General features: G+C 74.3%; 17 protein-coding genes. 15 read left to right on the top strand and 2 right to left on the bottom strand.

Annotated features, from left to right (window positions below; all coding sequences use genetic code 11):
- Positions 1 to 12 precede the first annotated feature (12 nt).
- The 4 genes from rpsP to trmD all read left to right on the top strand — a co-directional run bounded on the left by rpsP (position 13) and on the right by trmD (position 2,562).
- The gene (gene rpsP, locus EDD33_RS14975) at positions 13 to 507 is read left to right on the top strand and encodes a 30S ribosomal protein S16 (protein WP_123391766.1); all 495 of its coding nucleotides are present in this window, start codon (positions 13 to 15) and stop codon (positions 505 to 507) included.
- A 4-nt stretch (positions 508 to 511) separates the two neighbouring features.
- Entirely contained in the window at positions 512 to 754 is a 243-nt protein-coding gene (locus EDD33_RS14970; protein WP_123391765.1) for an RNA-binding protein, read from the top strand.
- 69 nt (positions 755 to 823) lie between these two features.
- Positions 824 to 1,375: a ribosome maturation factor RimM gene (gene rimM / locus EDD33_RS14965; RefSeq protein ID WP_123393501.1), complete on the top strand. Its 552-nt coding sequence runs from the start codon at positions 824 to 826 to the stop codon at positions 1,373 to 1,375.
- Between the two features lie 2 nt (positions 1,376 to 1,377).
- Positions 1,378 to 2,562 (top strand): tRNA (guanosine(37)-N1)-methyltransferase TrmD, encoded by a 1,185-nt coding sequence (trmD, locus tag EDD33_RS14960; RefSeq protein WP_123391763.1) that lies wholly within the window; start codon positions 1,378 to 1,380, stop codon positions 2,560 to 2,562.
- On the opposite strand, the gene EDD33_RS14955 is transcribed toward trmD, so the two are convergent.
- Entirely contained in the window at positions 2,559 to 3,638 is a 1,080-nt protein-coding gene (locus EDD33_RS14955; RefSeq protein WP_123391762.1) for a DNA glycosylase AlkZ-like family protein, read from the bottom strand. The two genes, trmD and EDD33_RS14955, sit on opposite strands and share 4 nt — an antisense overlap.
- A 201-nt stretch (positions 3,639 to 3,839) precedes the next feature.
- Here EDD33_RS14955 and rplS point away from each other — a divergent pair, with 201 nt between their 5' ends.
- The 10 genes from rplS (at position 3,840) to EDD33_RS14905 (ending at position 12,895) form a co-directional block, all read left to right on the top strand.
- Positions 3,840 to 4,190, top strand: coding sequence for a 50S ribosomal protein L19 (gene rplS, locus EDD33_RS14950; RefSeq protein ID WP_123391761.1), 351 nt, complete (start codon positions 3,840 to 3,842; stop codon positions 4,188 to 4,190).
- Between the two features lie 115 nt (positions 4,191 to 4,305).
- On the top strand, positions 4,306 to 5,046 hold the full coding sequence (lepB, locus tag EDD33_RS14945) for a signal peptidase I (protein WP_246003539.1): 741 nt from the start codon (positions 4,306 to 4,308) through the stop codon (positions 5,044 to 5,046).
- 8 nt (positions 5,047 to 5,054) lie between these two features.
- The gene (locus EDD33_RS14940) at positions 5,055 to 5,813 is read left to right on the top strand and encodes a ribonuclease HII (protein WP_123391760.1); all 759 of its coding nucleotides are present in this window, start codon (positions 5,055 to 5,057) and stop codon (positions 5,811 to 5,813) included.
- Positions 5,810 to 6,121 (top strand): DUF2469 domain-containing protein, encoded by a 312-nt coding sequence (locus EDD33_RS14935; RefSeq protein ID WP_056542209.1) that lies wholly within the window; start codon positions 5,810 to 5,812, stop codon positions 6,119 to 6,121. Before EDD33_RS14940 ends, EDD33_RS14935 begins: the two co-directional genes overlap by 4 nt.
- A gap of 114 nt (positions 6,122 to 6,235) precedes the next feature.
- Positions 6,236 to 6,694: a TadE/TadG family type IV pilus assembly protein gene (locus tag EDD33_RS14930; RefSeq protein WP_123391759.1), complete on the top strand. Its 459-nt coding sequence runs from the start codon at positions 6,236 to 6,238 to the stop codon at positions 6,692 to 6,694.
- Positions 6,681 to 8,657, top strand: coding sequence for a TadE/TadG family type IV pilus assembly protein (locus EDD33_RS14925; protein WP_123391758.1), 1,977 nt, complete (start codon positions 6,681 to 6,683; stop codon positions 8,655 to 8,657). Before EDD33_RS14930 ends, EDD33_RS14925 begins: the two co-directional genes overlap by 14 nt.
- A 105-nt stretch (positions 8,658 to 8,762) precedes the next feature.
- Complete coding sequence (locus EDD33_RS14920) at positions 8,763 to 9,125, top strand: YraN family protein (RefSeq protein ID WP_123391756.1); 363 nt, start codon at positions 8,763 to 8,765, stop codon at positions 9,123 to 9,125.
- On the top strand, positions 9,125 to 10,744 hold the full coding sequence (locus EDD33_RS14915) for a YifB family Mg chelatase-like AAA ATPase (RefSeq protein ID WP_246003538.1): 1,620 nt from the start codon (positions 9,125 to 9,127) through the stop codon (positions 10,742 to 10,744). Before EDD33_RS14920 ends, EDD33_RS14915 begins: the two co-directional genes overlap by 1 nt.
- On the top strand, positions 10,741 to 11,931 hold the full coding sequence (gene dprA / locus EDD33_RS14910; RefSeq protein ID WP_123391754.1) for a DNA-processing protein DprA: 1,191 nt from the start codon (positions 10,741 to 10,743) through the stop codon (positions 11,929 to 11,931). Before EDD33_RS14915 ends, dprA begins: the two co-directional genes overlap by 4 nt.
- Positions 11,932 to 11,935: 4 nt before the next feature.
- Positions 11,936 to 12,895 carry a tyrosine recombinase XerC gene (locus tag EDD33_RS14905; protein WP_123391753.1) on the top strand — a complete coding sequence of 320 codons (960 nt, stop codon included), beginning with the start codon at positions 11,936 to 11,938 and terminating at the stop codon, positions 12,893 to 12,895.
- Positions 12,896 to 12,902: 7 nt separating this feature from the next.
- Here the strand turns inward: EDD33_RS14905 and EDD33_RS14900 are convergent, their stop codons facing one another.
- On the bottom strand, positions 12,903 to 13,442 hold the full coding sequence (locus EDD33_RS14900) for a peptidoglycan DD-metalloendopeptidase family protein (RefSeq protein WP_123391752.1): 540 nt from the start codon (positions 13,440 to 13,442) through the stop codon (positions 12,903 to 12,905).
- 354 nt (positions 13,443 to 13,796) lie between these two features.
- Here EDD33_RS14900 and rpsB point away from each other — a divergent pair, with 354 nt between their 5' ends.
- Entirely contained in the window at positions 13,797 to 14,846 is a 1,050-nt protein-coding gene (rpsB, locus tag EDD33_RS14895; protein ID WP_123391751.1) for a 30S ribosomal protein S2, read from the top strand.
- Position 14,847 lies beyond the last annotated feature (1 nt).

The raw sequence follows: 14,847 nt of genomic DNA, 5'->3' as shown, positions 1-14,847 counted from the left end.
GACACCACACACGTGGCCGTCAAGATTCGCCTCAAGCGCATGGGCAAGATCCGTCAGCCGTTCTACCGCGTCGTCGTCGTCGACGCCCGGAAGAAGCGGGACGGCCGGGTCATCGAGGAGATCGGCAAGTACCACCCCAAGGAGGAGCCCTCGCTGATCGAGATCACCTCCGACCGGGCGCAGTACTGGCTGGGTGTCGGCGCGCAGCCGACCGAGGCCGTCGAGGCCCTCCTGAAGGTGACCGGCGACTGGCAGAGCTTCAAGGGCCTGCCGGGCACCGAGGGCACCCTGCGCGTCAAGGAGGCCAAGCGCGACAAGCAGGAGCTCTTCAACGAGGCCCTCAAGGACGCCGCCAACGAGCCCAAGGGCGCCGCGGTGACCAAGAAGTCCACGAAGAAGGCCGACAAGGCCGAGGAGACCCCCGCCGCGGAGACCCCCGCGGCTGAGGAGACCCCGGCCGCCAAGGCTCCCGCCGAGCAGGAGTCCGCCGAGAAGTCGGAGGCCTGAGCCGATGCTGGCCGACGCCCTCGAGCACCTCGTCCGCGGTGTCGTGGAGCACCCCGACGACGTCGTCGTGCGGGACAAGCAGCTGCGTCGTGGCTCGATCCTCGAGGTCCGGGTGCACCCCGACGACCTCGGCAAGGTGATCGGCCGCGGCGGCCGCACGGCCACCGCGTTCCGCACGGTCGTGTCGTCGCTGGCCGGCCGCGAGGGCGCCAGGATCGACTTCGTCGACGTCGACCGTCGGCGCTAGGACACCCCCGAAGGCACCATCCCGGACCTGTCCGGGGTGGTGCCTTCGCCGTGCACGACAGGAGTGAGCGTGGTCTCGACAGGTTCGACGGGCTCGGCCGGCGAGGGCGGCTCGACCGGTGACTGGGTCGTCGTCGGTCGCGTGGGCCGCGCCCACGGCATCCGGGGCGACGTCGCCGTGGACGTCCGCACCGACGAGCCCGAGCGGCGCTTCGCCGACGGCGCCTCGCTCCGCACGCCCACCGGACGGCTGACCGTGGCGAGCTCGCGGATGCACTCCGGCCGGCTGCTGGTCCGCTTCGAGGAGCTCGCGGACCGGACCGCCGCCGAGGCGGCGCGCGGCACCGAGCTCCGGGTCCTGGTCGACCCCGCCGAGAGCCCGGCCGACCCCGAGGAGTTCTACGACCACCAGCTGGTCGGCCTGCGGGTCGTCACCACCGACGGCGCGGCCGTCGGTGAGCTGCTGCGCGTGGAGCACCACGGCGCCCAGGACCTGCTGGTCATCGGCACCGACCGCGGCGAGATGCTGTTCCCCTTCGTGGCCGCGCTCGTGCCCGAGGTGGACCTCGACGGGGGCCTGCTCGTGCTCGACGACGCCCCCGGCCTGCTGGACCTGGAGTAGGCGTGCGCGTCGACGTCGTCTCGATCTTCCCCGCCTACCTCGACGCCCTGGACCTCTCGCTCCCGGGTCGGGCCCGGCGCGCGGGGCTGCTCGACCTGCACGTCCACGACCTCCGCACCTGGACCCACGACCGGCACCGCACCGTCGACGACACCCCCTACGGCGGCGGCGCCGGCATGGTGATGAAGCCCGGCCCCTGGGGCGAGGCGCTCGACGCGGTGGCCCCTGACGGCGCCACGCTCGTCGTGCCCACCCCGTCCGGTCGGCCCTTCACCCAGGCCGTGGCCGCGGACCTCGCGACGCGCGAGCACCTGGTGGTGGCCTGCGGCCGCTACGAGGGCATCGACCAGCGGGTGGTCGACGACGCCTCCGGCCGGCTCGAGGTCCTCGAGCTCTCCGTCGGCGACTACGTCCTCAACGGGGGCGAGGTCGCGGCGCTGGTCGTGGTCGAGGCCGTCGTGCGGCTGCTGCCGGGGTTCATGGGCAACGCCGACTCGCTCGCCGAGGAGTCGCACGCCGACGGCCTGCTGGAGTACCCCGTCTACACCAAGCCCGCCTCCTGGCGCGGCCACGACGTGCCCGAGGTGCTGCTCTCCGGCGACCACGCGCGGATCGCCGCGTGGCGCCACGACCAGTCCGTACGCCGCACCGCCGAGCGCCGACCGGACCTGGCCCACCCCGCGCAGGCCCTGGGGGCCGCCGACCTGGACGGCCTGCTGCGGGCCGCCACCGTGGGCGACGCCGGAGAGCTGTTCACGCTGCAGCGCGCGTGCTGGGTGCAGGAGCAGCTCGCCAACCCCGGGACCCGCATCCCGGCGCTGCACGAGGACCTCGACGACGTGGTGGCGTGGCTGGGGGAGTGGACGACCCTGGTGGTGCGCAGCGGCGGCCGGCTGGTGGCCGCGGTGCGCGGCCGGCTGGTCGGGGGCACCACCTGGGACGTCGGTCGGCTGATGGTGGCGCCCGACCTGCAGGGGCGTGGTCTCGGTCGGGTGCTGCTGGCGGCGATCGAGGACGCCGCGCCGGACGCGGCGAGGGAGCTCGTGCTCTTCACCGGCGCCGGGAGCACCCGCAACCTGGCGATGTACCGCAAGGCGGGCTACCGCCTGGTGCCCGACGCGACGGCGCCTCCCGGGGCCGTCGTCCTCGGCAAGCGCCGCCGCGCCCGACCGGCACAGCCGCACTAGCGGTCCACGAACCCGCCGAACCGGAGCCCGCGGTGCGCCGCCAGCCGCTCGGCCTGCTCGGCGAGGTCGGTCCGGTCGGGCAGGGGCGCCCACTCCTCCACGAGCAGCCGCAGCACGCCGCCGCTCGCACGCGGCCGCCAGCTGCCCTGCAGCTCGTGGCCCACGAGGACCGCGCCGGGGCGGCCGAGGGTGCGCCACACGTCCTTGCGTACCGCCTCGTCGGGCACGAGCAGGTCGCGGTCGCGGGCCTGGAGGTGGAGGTCGAACGGCGCGAGCAGGCGCACGGCGCCGCCCGACGGCGGGTCGGCGAGCGCGTCGCGGTCGGCCTCCAGCGCCCAGCGGCGCTCCCCGGCCACCGACACCTCGACCACGTCCCCCGGCCACCGCCGGCGCACCTCGGCGACGGGGGCGTCGACGTAGGCCGCCACGAGCTGCGGGGTGGTCGGGCCGAGCAGGTGCAGGGCGGCCCGGACGGGGTCGAGCGCCGGGTCGGGGTCGTCCGCCGGCCCCGACCAGCCGGGCACCGGCTCGAGGACCGGGGGCGAGGTGCCCGGCCGCAGCTCGAGGCCCGCCTGGAGCGCGGCCAGCCGGAAGGTCTGCTCGTGGACGTGCTCGGCGTCGCACGGCCGGCACCAGCGCAGGTAGGGCGGCGGCAGCCGTCGGCCGAGCTCGGCCGACAGCGCGCCCTTGACCGTCGGCTGCTGCACCACGTCGGCCATCTCCTCGGCGACGCGGGCCAGGGCCCCGCGGACCTCGAGGCCCGCGGCACGCAGCGGCCGGGCCGCGTCGAAGATGCGCTTGCCGGCGTCGGCCTCGGACCAGGGCGCCACGGCCGTGGCCACCTCGGCGACCTGGGCGCGACGGTGGACGTGGGGAGCGCCCCGCAGCGTCCAGGCCGTGACCAGGGCCGCCGGGTCGGGCTCGCAGCCCCGCAGGGCCAGCGCCCAGCCCGCCCCGTCGGTCCCGGTGTCCTGCACGCCGAGGTCGAGGACGGCGGCGTCGGAATGCGTCCCGGGGCGGTCCAGCTGCTGCACGTGGACGCGGTGGCGCAGCACCTGCTCGCGGGTCAGCTCCATGGAAGAGGATCTACCAGGTCGCGCGGACGGTGGGTGTCCGCTGATTTCGTCGTACGCCGCCCCGCGTGGCAGAATCTCCCGTTGGCCCGGCTGCCACGGTCACCTGCCACAGGGGGACGACCGGATCGGCGTACGACGGGTCGACCATTCATTCGAGACACCTATCCGTGGGTGACCTGTGGCAGTCACGAGGAGACACACATGACCAACGTCATCGACACGCTCAGCAGCGCCGTCAAGCGCGACGACGTCCCCGCCTTCCGGGCCGGCGACACCATCAAGGTGCACGTCAACATCGTCGAGGGCAACCGCGCGCGCGTGCAGGTCTTCCAGGGCGTCGTGATCAAGGTGCAGGGTTCCGGCATCGGCCGCACCTTCACCGTCCGCAAGGTCTCCTTCGGTGTCGGCGTCGAGCGCACCTTCCCGCTGCACTCCCCGATCTTCGAGAAGATCGAGATCGTGACCCGCGGTGACGTCCGTCGCGCCAAGCTCTACTACCTGCGCAACCTCCGCGGCAAGGCCGCCAAGATCAAGGAGCGTCGCGAGTCCTGACCCGCGCGCGACATCACCGGCCGGCCCCTCGTGGCCGGCCGGTGGTGCGTCCGGACGACGACCGGAGCAGGCGCGACGCCCCGCCGCTTGCTCCCCGACGGTTAGGCTCCCGAAGGTGACCAACGTGGACGAGGCGGCCCCGGCGCCCGAGAGCCCGGGAGGTCGCCGGCGGTCGTCGCGGTCCCGCAAGCCGATGCCGCTGTGGCAGGAGAGCGTGCTGCTGCTCGGGCTGGCGCTCGTGCTGGCCATCGTGATCAAGACGCTGTTCCTGCAGGCGTTCTACATCCCCTCGCCGTCGATGGTCCCGCAGTTCGTGGAGAACGACCGGATCCTGGTCCAGAAGGTCTCCTACTGGGGCTCGGGCACCCCCGAGCGGGGCGACATCGTCGTCTTCGCCGATCCCGGCGGCTGGCTCGACCCGGCCGACTCCGCCGGCCCCACCAGTCCGGTCAGCAAGGCCCTGGAGCGCGTCGGCCTCTACCCCGCGGGCGGTCACCTCGTGAAGCGGGTGATGGCCGTGGGCGGTGACCACATCGTGTGCTGCGACGACCGGGGTCGCATCACCGTCAACGACCAGGCGCTGGACGAGAAGGCCTACCTGCCCGAGGGCACGGCCCCCTCCGACATCACCTTCGACAAGACGGTGCCGGACGGGCACCTGTGGATGATGGGCGACAACCGTGGCGCGTCCTACGACAGCCGCGGCCACATGGGCGGTCCCGGCGGTGGCTTCGTCGACCAGGACCTCGTCGTGGGCAAGGTGTTCTCGCTGATCTGGCCCTGGGACCGCGCCGAGCTCGTCCACCGCCCCGCCACCTTCGCCGACGTGCCCGACCGACGGTCGGGCACCTCCTGAGGCGTGCGGTGACGACCCTGCCCCGCGGTGCCACCGTCCGGCGCGACGCCGGTCTCTACGGCTACGAGCGCGCGCTGCGCCGGGTCGGGCTCGCGCCCGTCGCCGGGGTCGACGAGGCCGGTCGCGGGGCGTGCGCCGGGCCGCTGGTCGCCGCCGCGGCGATCCTGCCCGAGGGACGGGCCGGCATCGTCCCGGAGCTGGCCGACTCCAAGCTGCTCACCGCCCGGGCGCGCGAGCGGTGCTACGCGCAGGTGGTGCGGCGGGCGACGGCGTGGTCCGTGGTCGTCGTGCCGCCGGGGGAGTGCGACCGGCTCGGCATGCACGTCGCCAACGTCGAGGCGTTGCGCCGTGCCCTGGCCAGGCTGACCACGCGTCCGGCGTACGTCCTGACCGACGGGTTCCCCGTGGACGGGCTCGAGGTGCCGGGCCTGGCGATGTGGAAGGGTGACCGGGTCGCCGCGTGCATCTCGGCGGCCTCGGTCATCGCCAAGGTGACCCGGGACCGCATCATGGCCGAGCTGCACGAGCACCACCCGGCGTACGACTTCGCCACGCACAAGGGCTACATCACCGACGAGCACGCCGCCGCGCTCACCGAGCACGGTCCCAGTGCGGTGCACCGGATGCGCTTCGTCAACGTACGGCGCGCCGCCGGGATCGTCGACGCACCACCGCTCACGCTGGAGCCGCAGCTGTTCGAGGTCGACGACGGCTCCGCGACCGGACCCCGACCCACCCGTCACGACCTGCAGGAGGCAGTGCGATGAGCGCCGAGGATCTCGAGAAGTACGAGACCGAGATGGAGCTCACCCTCTACCGCGAGTACCGCGACGTGGTGGGCATCTTCAAGTACGTCGTGGAGACCGACCGGCGCTTCTACCTGTGCAACCAGGTCGACGTGAAGGCCCGCACCGAGGCCGGCGACGTGTTCTTCGAGGTGACGCTGACCGACGCCTGGGTCTGGGACATGTACCGCCCCGCCCGCCGACTGGCCAAGAACGTCAAGGTGCTGACCTTCAAGGATGTCAACGTCGAGGAGATCAGCCACAGCGAGATCGAGCCCCCCAAGGTCTGAGGACTGGACTGCACCAGCACCCACCCTCCTTCCAAAACCCCTCGAAACGGGCATAAGCCGCCCTATTCTGGCTCCGCAGGCCCCCGCCTGCCCCAGGAGACGAGGCGGAGCCAGGTGGACCGGACCCGACGCCCACGCGGCGAGCACGGCGCGGCGGCGGTGGAGTTCGCCTTCATCATGCTGCCGCTGCTGGCCATCGTGTTCGGGATCATGCAGTACGGCTTCTACTTCTGGTCGATGCAGGGCGGGGCGGACACCGCGCGGTACGCCGCCCGGCTGGCGTCGGTGGGCTCGGCTGCCTCCTGCGGCGACTTCCGGACGCAGGTGGCCGACAGCCTGGGGTCGATCAGCTCGGACCCGACCGAGGTCTACGTGACGCGCGACTACGTCGGCACGGGCGCGGTCGGGTCGGTGGGCAGCACCGTGACGGTCACGGTCGAGTTCCGCAGCTACGACCTCAACCTGCCCTACGTGCCCTTCATCGACGACGGCAAGGTGACCTCGCGTGCGAGCGCCCGTGTCGACTTCGCCCCCGCCGCCAGCTACTCGGGATGTGTCCGTGCGAAGCCGTGACGAGTCCGGCGCCACCGCCATCGTCGTCGGCGTCCTGGCCCTGCTGCTCTTCATGATGGCCGGTCTGGTCGTCGACCTGGGCAACGCCTGGGCGCGTGGTCGCACGGTGCAGAAGCAGGTCGACCTGTCGGCCGTGTCGGCCGGTGCGTCCCTGCCCATGGGGCCACGCGCCGGCCACACGAAGGCCGACGTCGCACGGCAGGTGGCGGAGTACCTGGTCAGGAACGGGACCGTGGGTCAGGAGCACGCCTTCGACGCCGACGCCACGCCCGGGAGCCTCGACACGGGGGTCGTGTCCCAGGTCGAGGCGGACCTCCTCGACGGCGACCCGCGCAACGGCGACCTGCACTTCTACAAGACCCGCGCCCACGCCACGGCGGGCACGCCCGAGTGCCTGGAGGCCGACGGCCCCTGCCCGGTGATGACGGTCGTGGCCCCCGCGGCACGCGTGGGCTTCGGCTTCGCGACCGTCTTCGAGGACGTCGACGGCTCGACGACGGTGCAGCGACGGGCGACGGTGGAGATCCGGACGTCCCTGCCCCGCAAGGAGGACATGCTGCCGTTCTGGCTGCCCAGCGGCTGCGGCTACGGGCCCACCCACGCCGACACCACCAACGGCCACGGCGGACCGGCCCCGTCCTCGGCCTGGACCCTCCCGCGTGGCGCGGTCGCGCCCGACCTGGTGGGTGCCCCCGCAGCCGCCCCGACACCGGAACCGACGGCGGACCACCGGGTCGGCGGCACCGCGTTGAACACCGTCGTGGCCGGCAGCGTCAGGACGCTGAGCGGCTACTCCGTGACCGGGGTGCCCCCGCAGTACAAGAAGGTGTCGCTGCGGGCCTTCGCCCCCGACGGCACGAGGTACGTCGACTTCTCCGCCCAGACCGACGGCGACGGCGCCCTGCCGGCCATCCAGCTCGGGCCCAACGACGTGACCGGCACGACCGGCGACTGGTACCTCTTCGCCGTGGCCGCCAAGGACAACGGCCAGTTCGCCTACTCGGCCAACAGCCTGGTGATCCGGGTCACCGGGACGCCGCCCGTCACCAGCAGCCCGACGCCCACCGCGATCCCCACGCCGACCCCCACGCCTTCGGTGACCACGTCCAGCTCGCCCACCGCGAGTGCCACCGTCACCACCACCCCCGCCCCGACGGCGACGACCACCACCCCGGCCAGCGTCGACAACGGCTGCGTGGGCCAGGACCGCGGCAACTTCGGCCAGCTGGAGAGCCCGCGGGCCGACGAGAGCAACGCGCAGAGGGCCTTCGCCCGCAACGTCGCGGCGGGCCTGGACCACCAGCTGCGCACCTACACGTTCCCGCCGACGCTCGCCGAGACCAAGGACTGCGGCTCCGGTGCCTCGACGCTTCCCGGTGCGAGGCTGGACACGCAGGGCGGTGCCGCCGGCGACGGCGCCAACTGCATCCGCGGCGACACCGGCAACGACGGGCCCAAGACCTACGACGGCCTGGTCGCGGGCGTCGACACCCTCCGCGGTCGGCTCGACGCGGCCAACGGCACCACCACCTGCGCCGGTCGGAGCAACCTGACGGTGGGCGGCAGGCTCGTCAACAACGACTCGCTCCGGTGCTTCCTGCGGGGCTCCACCACGCTGGCCGACATCGCCTCCGACACCGGGGTGACCGACGCGATGCTCGACGAGTCCATCAAGCGCTCGCCCCGCTTCGTCTACCTCCCGGTCGTCTACCCCAACGACCGGGCCCAGAAGGGCTACCAGCCGATCCGCGGCTTCGTGCCGGGATTCGTCACGGAGGAGACGGTGACCGCAGGCCCCAACGACGCCTCGGGCCACGTCAACGGCCTCGAGATCAACGGCAACTCGGTCAAGGTGCTGCACGTCTTCACCTTCAACCCGGCCGCCGTGCCGACGACGGAGACCGACGAGACCGTCAGCTACGACGCGGCGGTCGAGGACACGATCGTCCGGCTCGTCGGCTGACCCCGCCGCCTGCCCCGGCCTCCACAGCCGCGCCCGCGGCCGGCTCCGTCCACAGCTCCACGCGTCGAGCAGCCACGCGACCACGGTCAGGTGTCTGCTGCCCCCATGACCGGAGAGCGCAACAGGAGCCTGGGCCAGTACGGCGAGGGGCTGGCCGCCCGTCGCCTCGTCGAGGCGGGCATGACCGTGGTCGACCGCAACTGGCGGTGTGACGCCGGCGAGCTCGACCTGGTGCTGCGCGACGGCGACGTGCTCGTGTTCTGCGAGGTCAAGACGCGCCGCTCCGCGGCGTACGGCCACCCGCTGGAGGCGGTCGACGCCACGAAGGCGCAGCGGCTCCGCCGGCTCGCCGCGCGCTGGCTGGAGGCGCACGACGTGCGCCCGGTCGGCGTGCGCATCGACGTGGTCGGGGTGCTGATGCGCGACCGCGGCGTGGCCGACGTGGAGCACGTGCGGGGGATCGGCTGATGGTCGCCACCACCCACACCGTCTCGCTGCAGGGCACCGTCGGCCACGTCGTGGACGTGCAGGTCGACCTCGCCGCCGGCGTCGTCGGCACCTCCCTCGTGGGGCGGCCCGACACCTCCATCAACGAGGCGCGCGACCGGTGCAAGGCCGCGATCGGCAACACGGTCTTCGACAGCGACAAGCGCCGCTGGCCCAACACCCGCCGCGTGACGATCCTGCTCTCGCCGACCGACCTGCCCAAGCGCGGTCCGCACTTCGACCTGGCCATCGCCGTGGCCGTGCTGGCGGCCGCCGACCCGACGATCCCCGCGTCGTCGCTGCGGGGCACCGCGCTGGTGGGGGAGCTGACCCTCGACGGCCGCGTCCGCTGCGTCCCCGGTGTGCTGCCGATGGTGATGGCTGCGGCTGCCCGCGGCATCCACACCGTCTTCGTGCCCGAGCCGCAGGTCGACGAGGCGCGGATGGTCGAGGGCCTCAGCGTGTTCGGCATCCGCTCGCTCGGGCAGACGGTGGCGCTGCTGGCCGGGGAGGAGGTGCCCGACGCGCCTCCCGTGGAGGCGATGACCGGGCCGCCGCTGCTGACCTGGCGCGGCGAGCAGCGCCTCGACGACCTCGACCTCGCCGACGTGCTCGGCATCCCGGACACGCGCTACGCCGTGGAGGTCGCCGCCGCGGGCGGGCACCACCTGCTGCTCACCGGCCCCAAGGGGTCGGGCAAGACCACGATCGCCGAGCGCATCCCGGGGCTGCTGCCCGACCTCACCGACGCCGAGTCGCTCGAGCTGACGGCCGTCCACTCCCTGTGCGGCTCGCTGCCGCCGGGCTCGACCCGGATCGTCCGCCCGCCGTTCCGCAACCCCCACCACTCGGCGTCGCGCAGCGGGATCCTCGGCGGGGGCACCGGGCGGGTGCGTCCCGGCGACGTCAGCAAGGCCCACCTGGGCGTGCTGTTCCTCGACGAGTTCCCGCTGTTCCCCTCCGACGTCGTCGACGCGCTGCGCGAGCCGCTGGAGGCGGGCGAGATCTCGATCTCCCGGGGTGAGGACGACGCCACCTTCCCCGCCCGGGCGATGTTCGTCTTCGCCTCCAACCCGTGCCGCTGCGGCGAGTACCACCCCTGGGCGCGCGACCACCGCTGCACCTGCTCGGAGCAGGCGCGCCGCGAGTACCGCGCGAAGGTCTCCGGCCCGGTCGCGGACCGCATCGACATCACGCGCTTCGTCGAGCCCGTCCGCGACGGGGCGGCGGGCAGCCTGCCCTACGAGCGTCCCGAGTCCTCGGCGGAGGTGCGCGTCCGGGTGGCCGAGGCGCGGCGGCGGCAGGCCGAGCGCTACGCCGGCCTCCCGTGGCGGCTCAACGCCCACGCCCCGGGCCCGGTGCTGCGCGAGGAGTGGCCGCTGGCACCGGCCGCCGCGTCCCGGCTCGAGGACGAGGTGATGCGCGCCCGCCTCACCCGGCGCGGGGCGGTGCGCGCACACCGGGTCGCCTGGTCGGTCGCCGACCTGGCCGGGCTCGAGCGGCCCGGCGCCGAGGAGCTCGACGTCGCCCTGCGGCTGCGCTCGGCGGCCCCGCTGCTGGTCGGCAGCCTGCCGCGGTCGGTGCAGGGGAGGACCGCGTGAGGGGCGAAGCGGACGAGCGGCTGGCCCGGGTGGTGCTCTCCCGCATCGGCGAGCCGGGTGACCCGCGGCTGACCGATCTGGTGCACGAGCTCGGGGCCGCGACCGTGCTCGGTGGGCTGCTCGACCAGGCGGCGGCGGGCGAGCTCGCGGCCGACCTGCGCGACCGGCTCGCCTCCGTCGACCCCGGGCGCGAGCTGGAGTCGGCCGCCCGGCGTGGGCTGCGGTTCGTGGTCCCCGGGGACGACGAGTGGCCCGAGGGCCTCGACGCCCTCGCCCTGGCGCCCCACCTGCACGAGCGCGGTGGCGTCCCCGTCGGGCTCTGGTGCCGCGGGCCGCTCCGGGTCGACGAGGCGGTGGCGCGGTCGGTCGCGGTGGTCGGCTCCCGCTCGGCCACGACGTACGGCGCTGCGGTGGCCACCGACATCGCCGCGGTCCTGGCGCGCGAGGACTGGACGGTCGTCTCGGGCGCCGCCTTCGGCATCGACCAGGCCGCCCACCGGGGCAGCCTGGCGGCCCGTGGCCCGACCGTGGCGGTGCTCGCGTGCGGCGCCGACCGGGCCTACCCGACGGCCCACCGCGCGATGATCGACTACGTCGCCGACGTCGGGCTCGTCGTCTCCGAGGCGGCCCCGGGCGCTGCGCCCACCCGGATCCGGTTCCTGGCCCGCAACCGGCTGATCGCGGCGCTGGCCCGTGGGACGGTCGTGGTCGAGGCCGCGGTGCGCAGCGGGGCCCTGAACACCGCGAGCTGGACGCAGGGGCTCGGTCGCGTCGTCATGGGGGTGCCCGGGCCCGTGACCAGCGCGCCGTCCGCGGGCGTGCACCAGATGGTCCGGGCCCGCGACGCCCTGCTCGTCACCTGCGGCGAGGAGGTGCTGGAGGCGGTGAGTCCCGCAGGCAGCTTCGCGCTGGCCGAGCCACGCGCGCCGGAGGCCGCCCGGGACAGGCTCACCGCCCGCGAGCGCCAGGTGCTCGACGCCGTGCCGCTGGTGCGTGGTGCCGACGCCCGCTCGGTGGGGCGCACCGCCGGCCTCTCGCTCGCTCGCACGCAGGAGGCGCTGCTCGTGCTGCACCGCGCCGGACTGGTCGAGCACGGGCTCGGCCGCTGGCGGGTGCGCGACGGCGACCACGAGCTGCCCGGCCTCGACGCGCCTGCGGGCCCCGACGAGCCGTCCTCCCTACGCTGAGGCGGTGGCCGGTCGCGACGAGGACGAGCAGCGGGAGCTGGACGAGCCGGGGCTGCCCGAGCCCTTCGCCCGGGTCCTCGGCGACTACGAGCGGCACCTGCGGTCCGAGCGCGACCTGACCGCCCACACGGTGCGTGCCTACCTCGGCGACGTCACGAGCCTGCTCGAGCACGCCGCGGCCCTGGGACACGTCGAGCTCGACCAGCTCCAGCTGCGCACGCTGCGCAGCTGGCTGGCCAGGCAGCAGACCCTCGGCCGGGCCCGTACGACGATCGCCCGGCGCGCGACCGCCGTGCGGGTGTTCACCGCGTGGGCGCGGCGTACGGGCCGGACCGCCGAGGACGTCGGCGCCTCCCTGGGCTCCCCCAAGGCCCACCGCACCCTGCCGGCCGCCCTGAGCGCCGAGCAGGCCCGACTGCTGCTGGACGCCGCCGCCGAGCGGGCCGACGACGGCAGCCCGGTCGGGCTCCGCGACGTCGCGGTGCTCGAGCTGCTCTACGCCTCCGGCATCCGGGTGGGTGAGCTGTGCGGGCTCGACGTGGACGACCTCGACCGCGAGCGCCGGGTGGTGCGGGTGCTGGGCAAGGGCCGCAAGGAGCGGACCGTGCCCTACGGGCTGCCGGCCGACCGCGCGCTGGGCCGGTGGCTCGGCGCCGGACGTCCGGCGCTGGCCGTCAGCGGCTCCGGGGCGGCGCTCTTCCTGGGCGCGCGGGGCGGGCGGGTCGACCAGCGGGCCGTCCGCACGCTGGTGCACGCCCGTCTCGCCGACGTGCCCCACGCTCCCGACATGGGGCCGCACGGCCTGCGCCACACCGCGGCGACCCACCTGCTGGAGGGCGGCGCCGACCTGCGCACGGTGCAGGAGCTGCTCGGCCACGCCTCGCTGGCCACGACGCAGATCTACACCCACGTGAGCAGCGAGCGGCTGCGCTCGGCCTACCGGCTGGCGCACCCGCGAGCCTGAGCCGCGCTCAGACCGCCATCGGCAGCAGCCGCACGGGACCACCGCCGACCAGGGTCAGCGGGTCGAGGTAGACCTCGCCCCGGCGCAGCCCCCAGTGCAGGCACGCGGCGGGGAGGCAGTGGCTCCCCGCCAGCGCCAGTCGGCCGACGACCTCGCCGCGGGAGACCTGCCGACCCACGGGGACGCGGGCGGCCACGGGCTGGTAGGTCGTCCGCACGCCGCCGTGGTCGACGACGACCACGCCGCGGCCGGCGACGGTCCCGGAGAAGGAGACCCGGCCCGGCAGCGCCGCGCGGACGGCCGACCCCGGCGAGCCGGCGAGGTCCACGCCTCGGTGCCCCGCCCCCCAGCGCACGGCCGGCGGGTCGAAGCCCGCCACGATGCGCGGGCGGGGGAGGAGGGGCCACGCGCCGTCGTGGGCGGGGGCCGGGGTCGGCTCCCACCACGCGGCGCCGGCGGCCGGGACCGGGCCGGTGAGCAGGGCGGCCAGGGACGCCAGGCCGGACAGGACGACCACGAGGGGGAGGAGCCGGGTGCGGGAGGTCATGCGTGCCAGGCTCGGCCCCGCCGCCGCGCGGCGCCAGGGCCACCGCCCGGGCTGTGGACGGACGGCCCCGCGGCAGGCCCTGTGGACGTTTCGACATCCCTGTGCCCCCGGCCTAGACTGGCCGGAGCAACCCATCCGTGGGTTGACTTCGCACGCTCGTCGACCGTGCCACCGGTGCCCTTCCGCTCCGGTGGAGCACCACGGGCGAGGCCCTCGGTCCCACCGCAGCCCGCTGCGGTGGGTGGGGTCCCGCACGAGCGTCAGGGCAGGCCACCCCGCACCCGCGGGCCCCTGCGAGAACTGACCACGGCCCACGCGCGCCCGCGTGCGGGGCCACGAACAGGAAAGAAACAGATGGCAGTCGTCACCATGCGCCAGCTCCTCGAGAGCGGCGTCCACTTCGGGCACCAGACCCGTCGCTGGAACCCCAAGATGAAGCGCTTCATCATGACCGAGCGCAACGGCATCTACATCATCGACCTGCAGCAGTCGCTGTCCTACATCGACACGAGCTTCGCGTTCATCAAGGACACCGTCGCCAAGGGCGGCACGATCATGTTCGTGGGCACCAAGAAGCAGGCCCAGCAGGCGATCGCCGAGCAGGCCACGCGCGTCGGGATGCCCTACGTCAACCAGCGCTGGCTCGGTGGCATGCTCACCAACTTCCAGACGGTGCACCAGCGGATCAACCGCCTCAAGGAGCTCGACGACGTCGACTTCGACGCGGTGGCCGGCTCCGGTCGCACGAAGAAGGAGCTGCTGCACATGCGTCGCGAGCAGATCAAGCTCGACAAGACGCTCGGCGGCATCCGTGACATGACCCGCACCCCCTCGGCGGTGTGGATCGTGGACACCAACAAGGAGCACCTCGCCGTCGAGGAGGCCCGCAAGCTGCGGATCCCGATCATCGCGATCCTGGACTCCAACTGCGACCCCGACCTGGTCGACTTCCCGATCCCGGGCAACGACGACGCGATCCGCGCCGTCTCGCTGCTGACCCGCGTGGTCGCCGACGCCGTCGCCGACGGCCTCATCTCCCGCTCCGGCGCCAAGACCGGCACCGACGCGGGCGTGGGCGCCGACGAGCCGCTGGCCGACTGGGAGCGCGACCTGCTGCAGGGCCAGGACGGCGAGAAGGTCGAGAAGGCCGCCGTCGCCGCGACCGGTGGCGACACCGCGACCGAGGCCACCCCCGCGACCGAGGCGACCGGCGCCAGCAGCGAGGCCGTCGAGGCCCCCGCCCCGGCGACCGAGGCGCCTGCCGAGGCCGCTGCGGAGACCCCCGCCGAGGAGTCCGCCGCCGTGGAGAACACCGCCGAGACCTCGACCGAGGCCCCGACCGAGAACACCGCCGACGCGGCCGCCGAGGCGGCCCCCGCGGAGACCGAGAAGAAGGAGGACTGAG

The sequence above is a fragment of the Nocardioides aurantiacus genome (genome assembly GCF_003752505.1).
GTDB classification, from domain to species: Bacteria; Actinomycetota; Actinomycetes; order Propionibacteriales; family Nocardioidaceae; genus Marmoricola; species Marmoricola aurantiacus.
The sequence above is the reverse complement of the archived record's forward strand: the minus strand, read 5'-3'. Positions and strand labels throughout refer to the sequence as shown.

Excerpts from the sequence above, each read along its gene's own strand:
- EDD33_RS14970 (WP_123391765.1), top strand. The coding sequence starts at position 512 with ATGCTGGCCGACGCCCTCGAGCACCTCGTCCGCGGTGTCGTGGAGCAC.
- EDD33_RS14955 (WP_123391762.1), bottom strand. The coding sequence starts at position 3,638 with ATGGAGCTGACCCGCGAGCAGGTGCTGCGCCACCGCGTCCACGTGCAG.
- rplS (WP_123391761.1), top strand. The coding sequence starts at position 3,840 with ATGACCAACGTCATCGACACGCTCAGCAGCGCCGTCAAGCGCGACGAC.
- EDD33_RS14935 (WP_056542209.1), top strand. The coding sequence starts at position 5,810 with ATGAGCGCCGAGGATCTCGAGAAGTACGAGACCGAGATGGAGCTCACC.
- EDD33_RS14920 (WP_123391756.1), top strand. The coding sequence starts at position 8,763 with ATGACCGGAGAGCGCAACAGGAGCCTGGGCCAGTACGGCGAGGGGCTG.
- EDD33_RS14915 (WP_246003538.1), top strand. The coding sequence starts at position 9,125 with ATGGTCGCCACCACCCACACCGTCTCGCTGCAGGGCACCGTCGGCCAC.
- EDD33_RS14900 (WP_123391752.1), bottom strand. The coding sequence starts at position 13,442 with ATGACCTCCCGCACCCGGCTCCTCCCCCTCGTGGTCGTCCTGTCCGGC.
- rpsB (WP_123391751.1), top strand. The coding sequence starts at position 13,797 with ATGGCAGTCGTCACCATGCGCCAGCTCCTCGAGAGCGGCGTCCACTTC.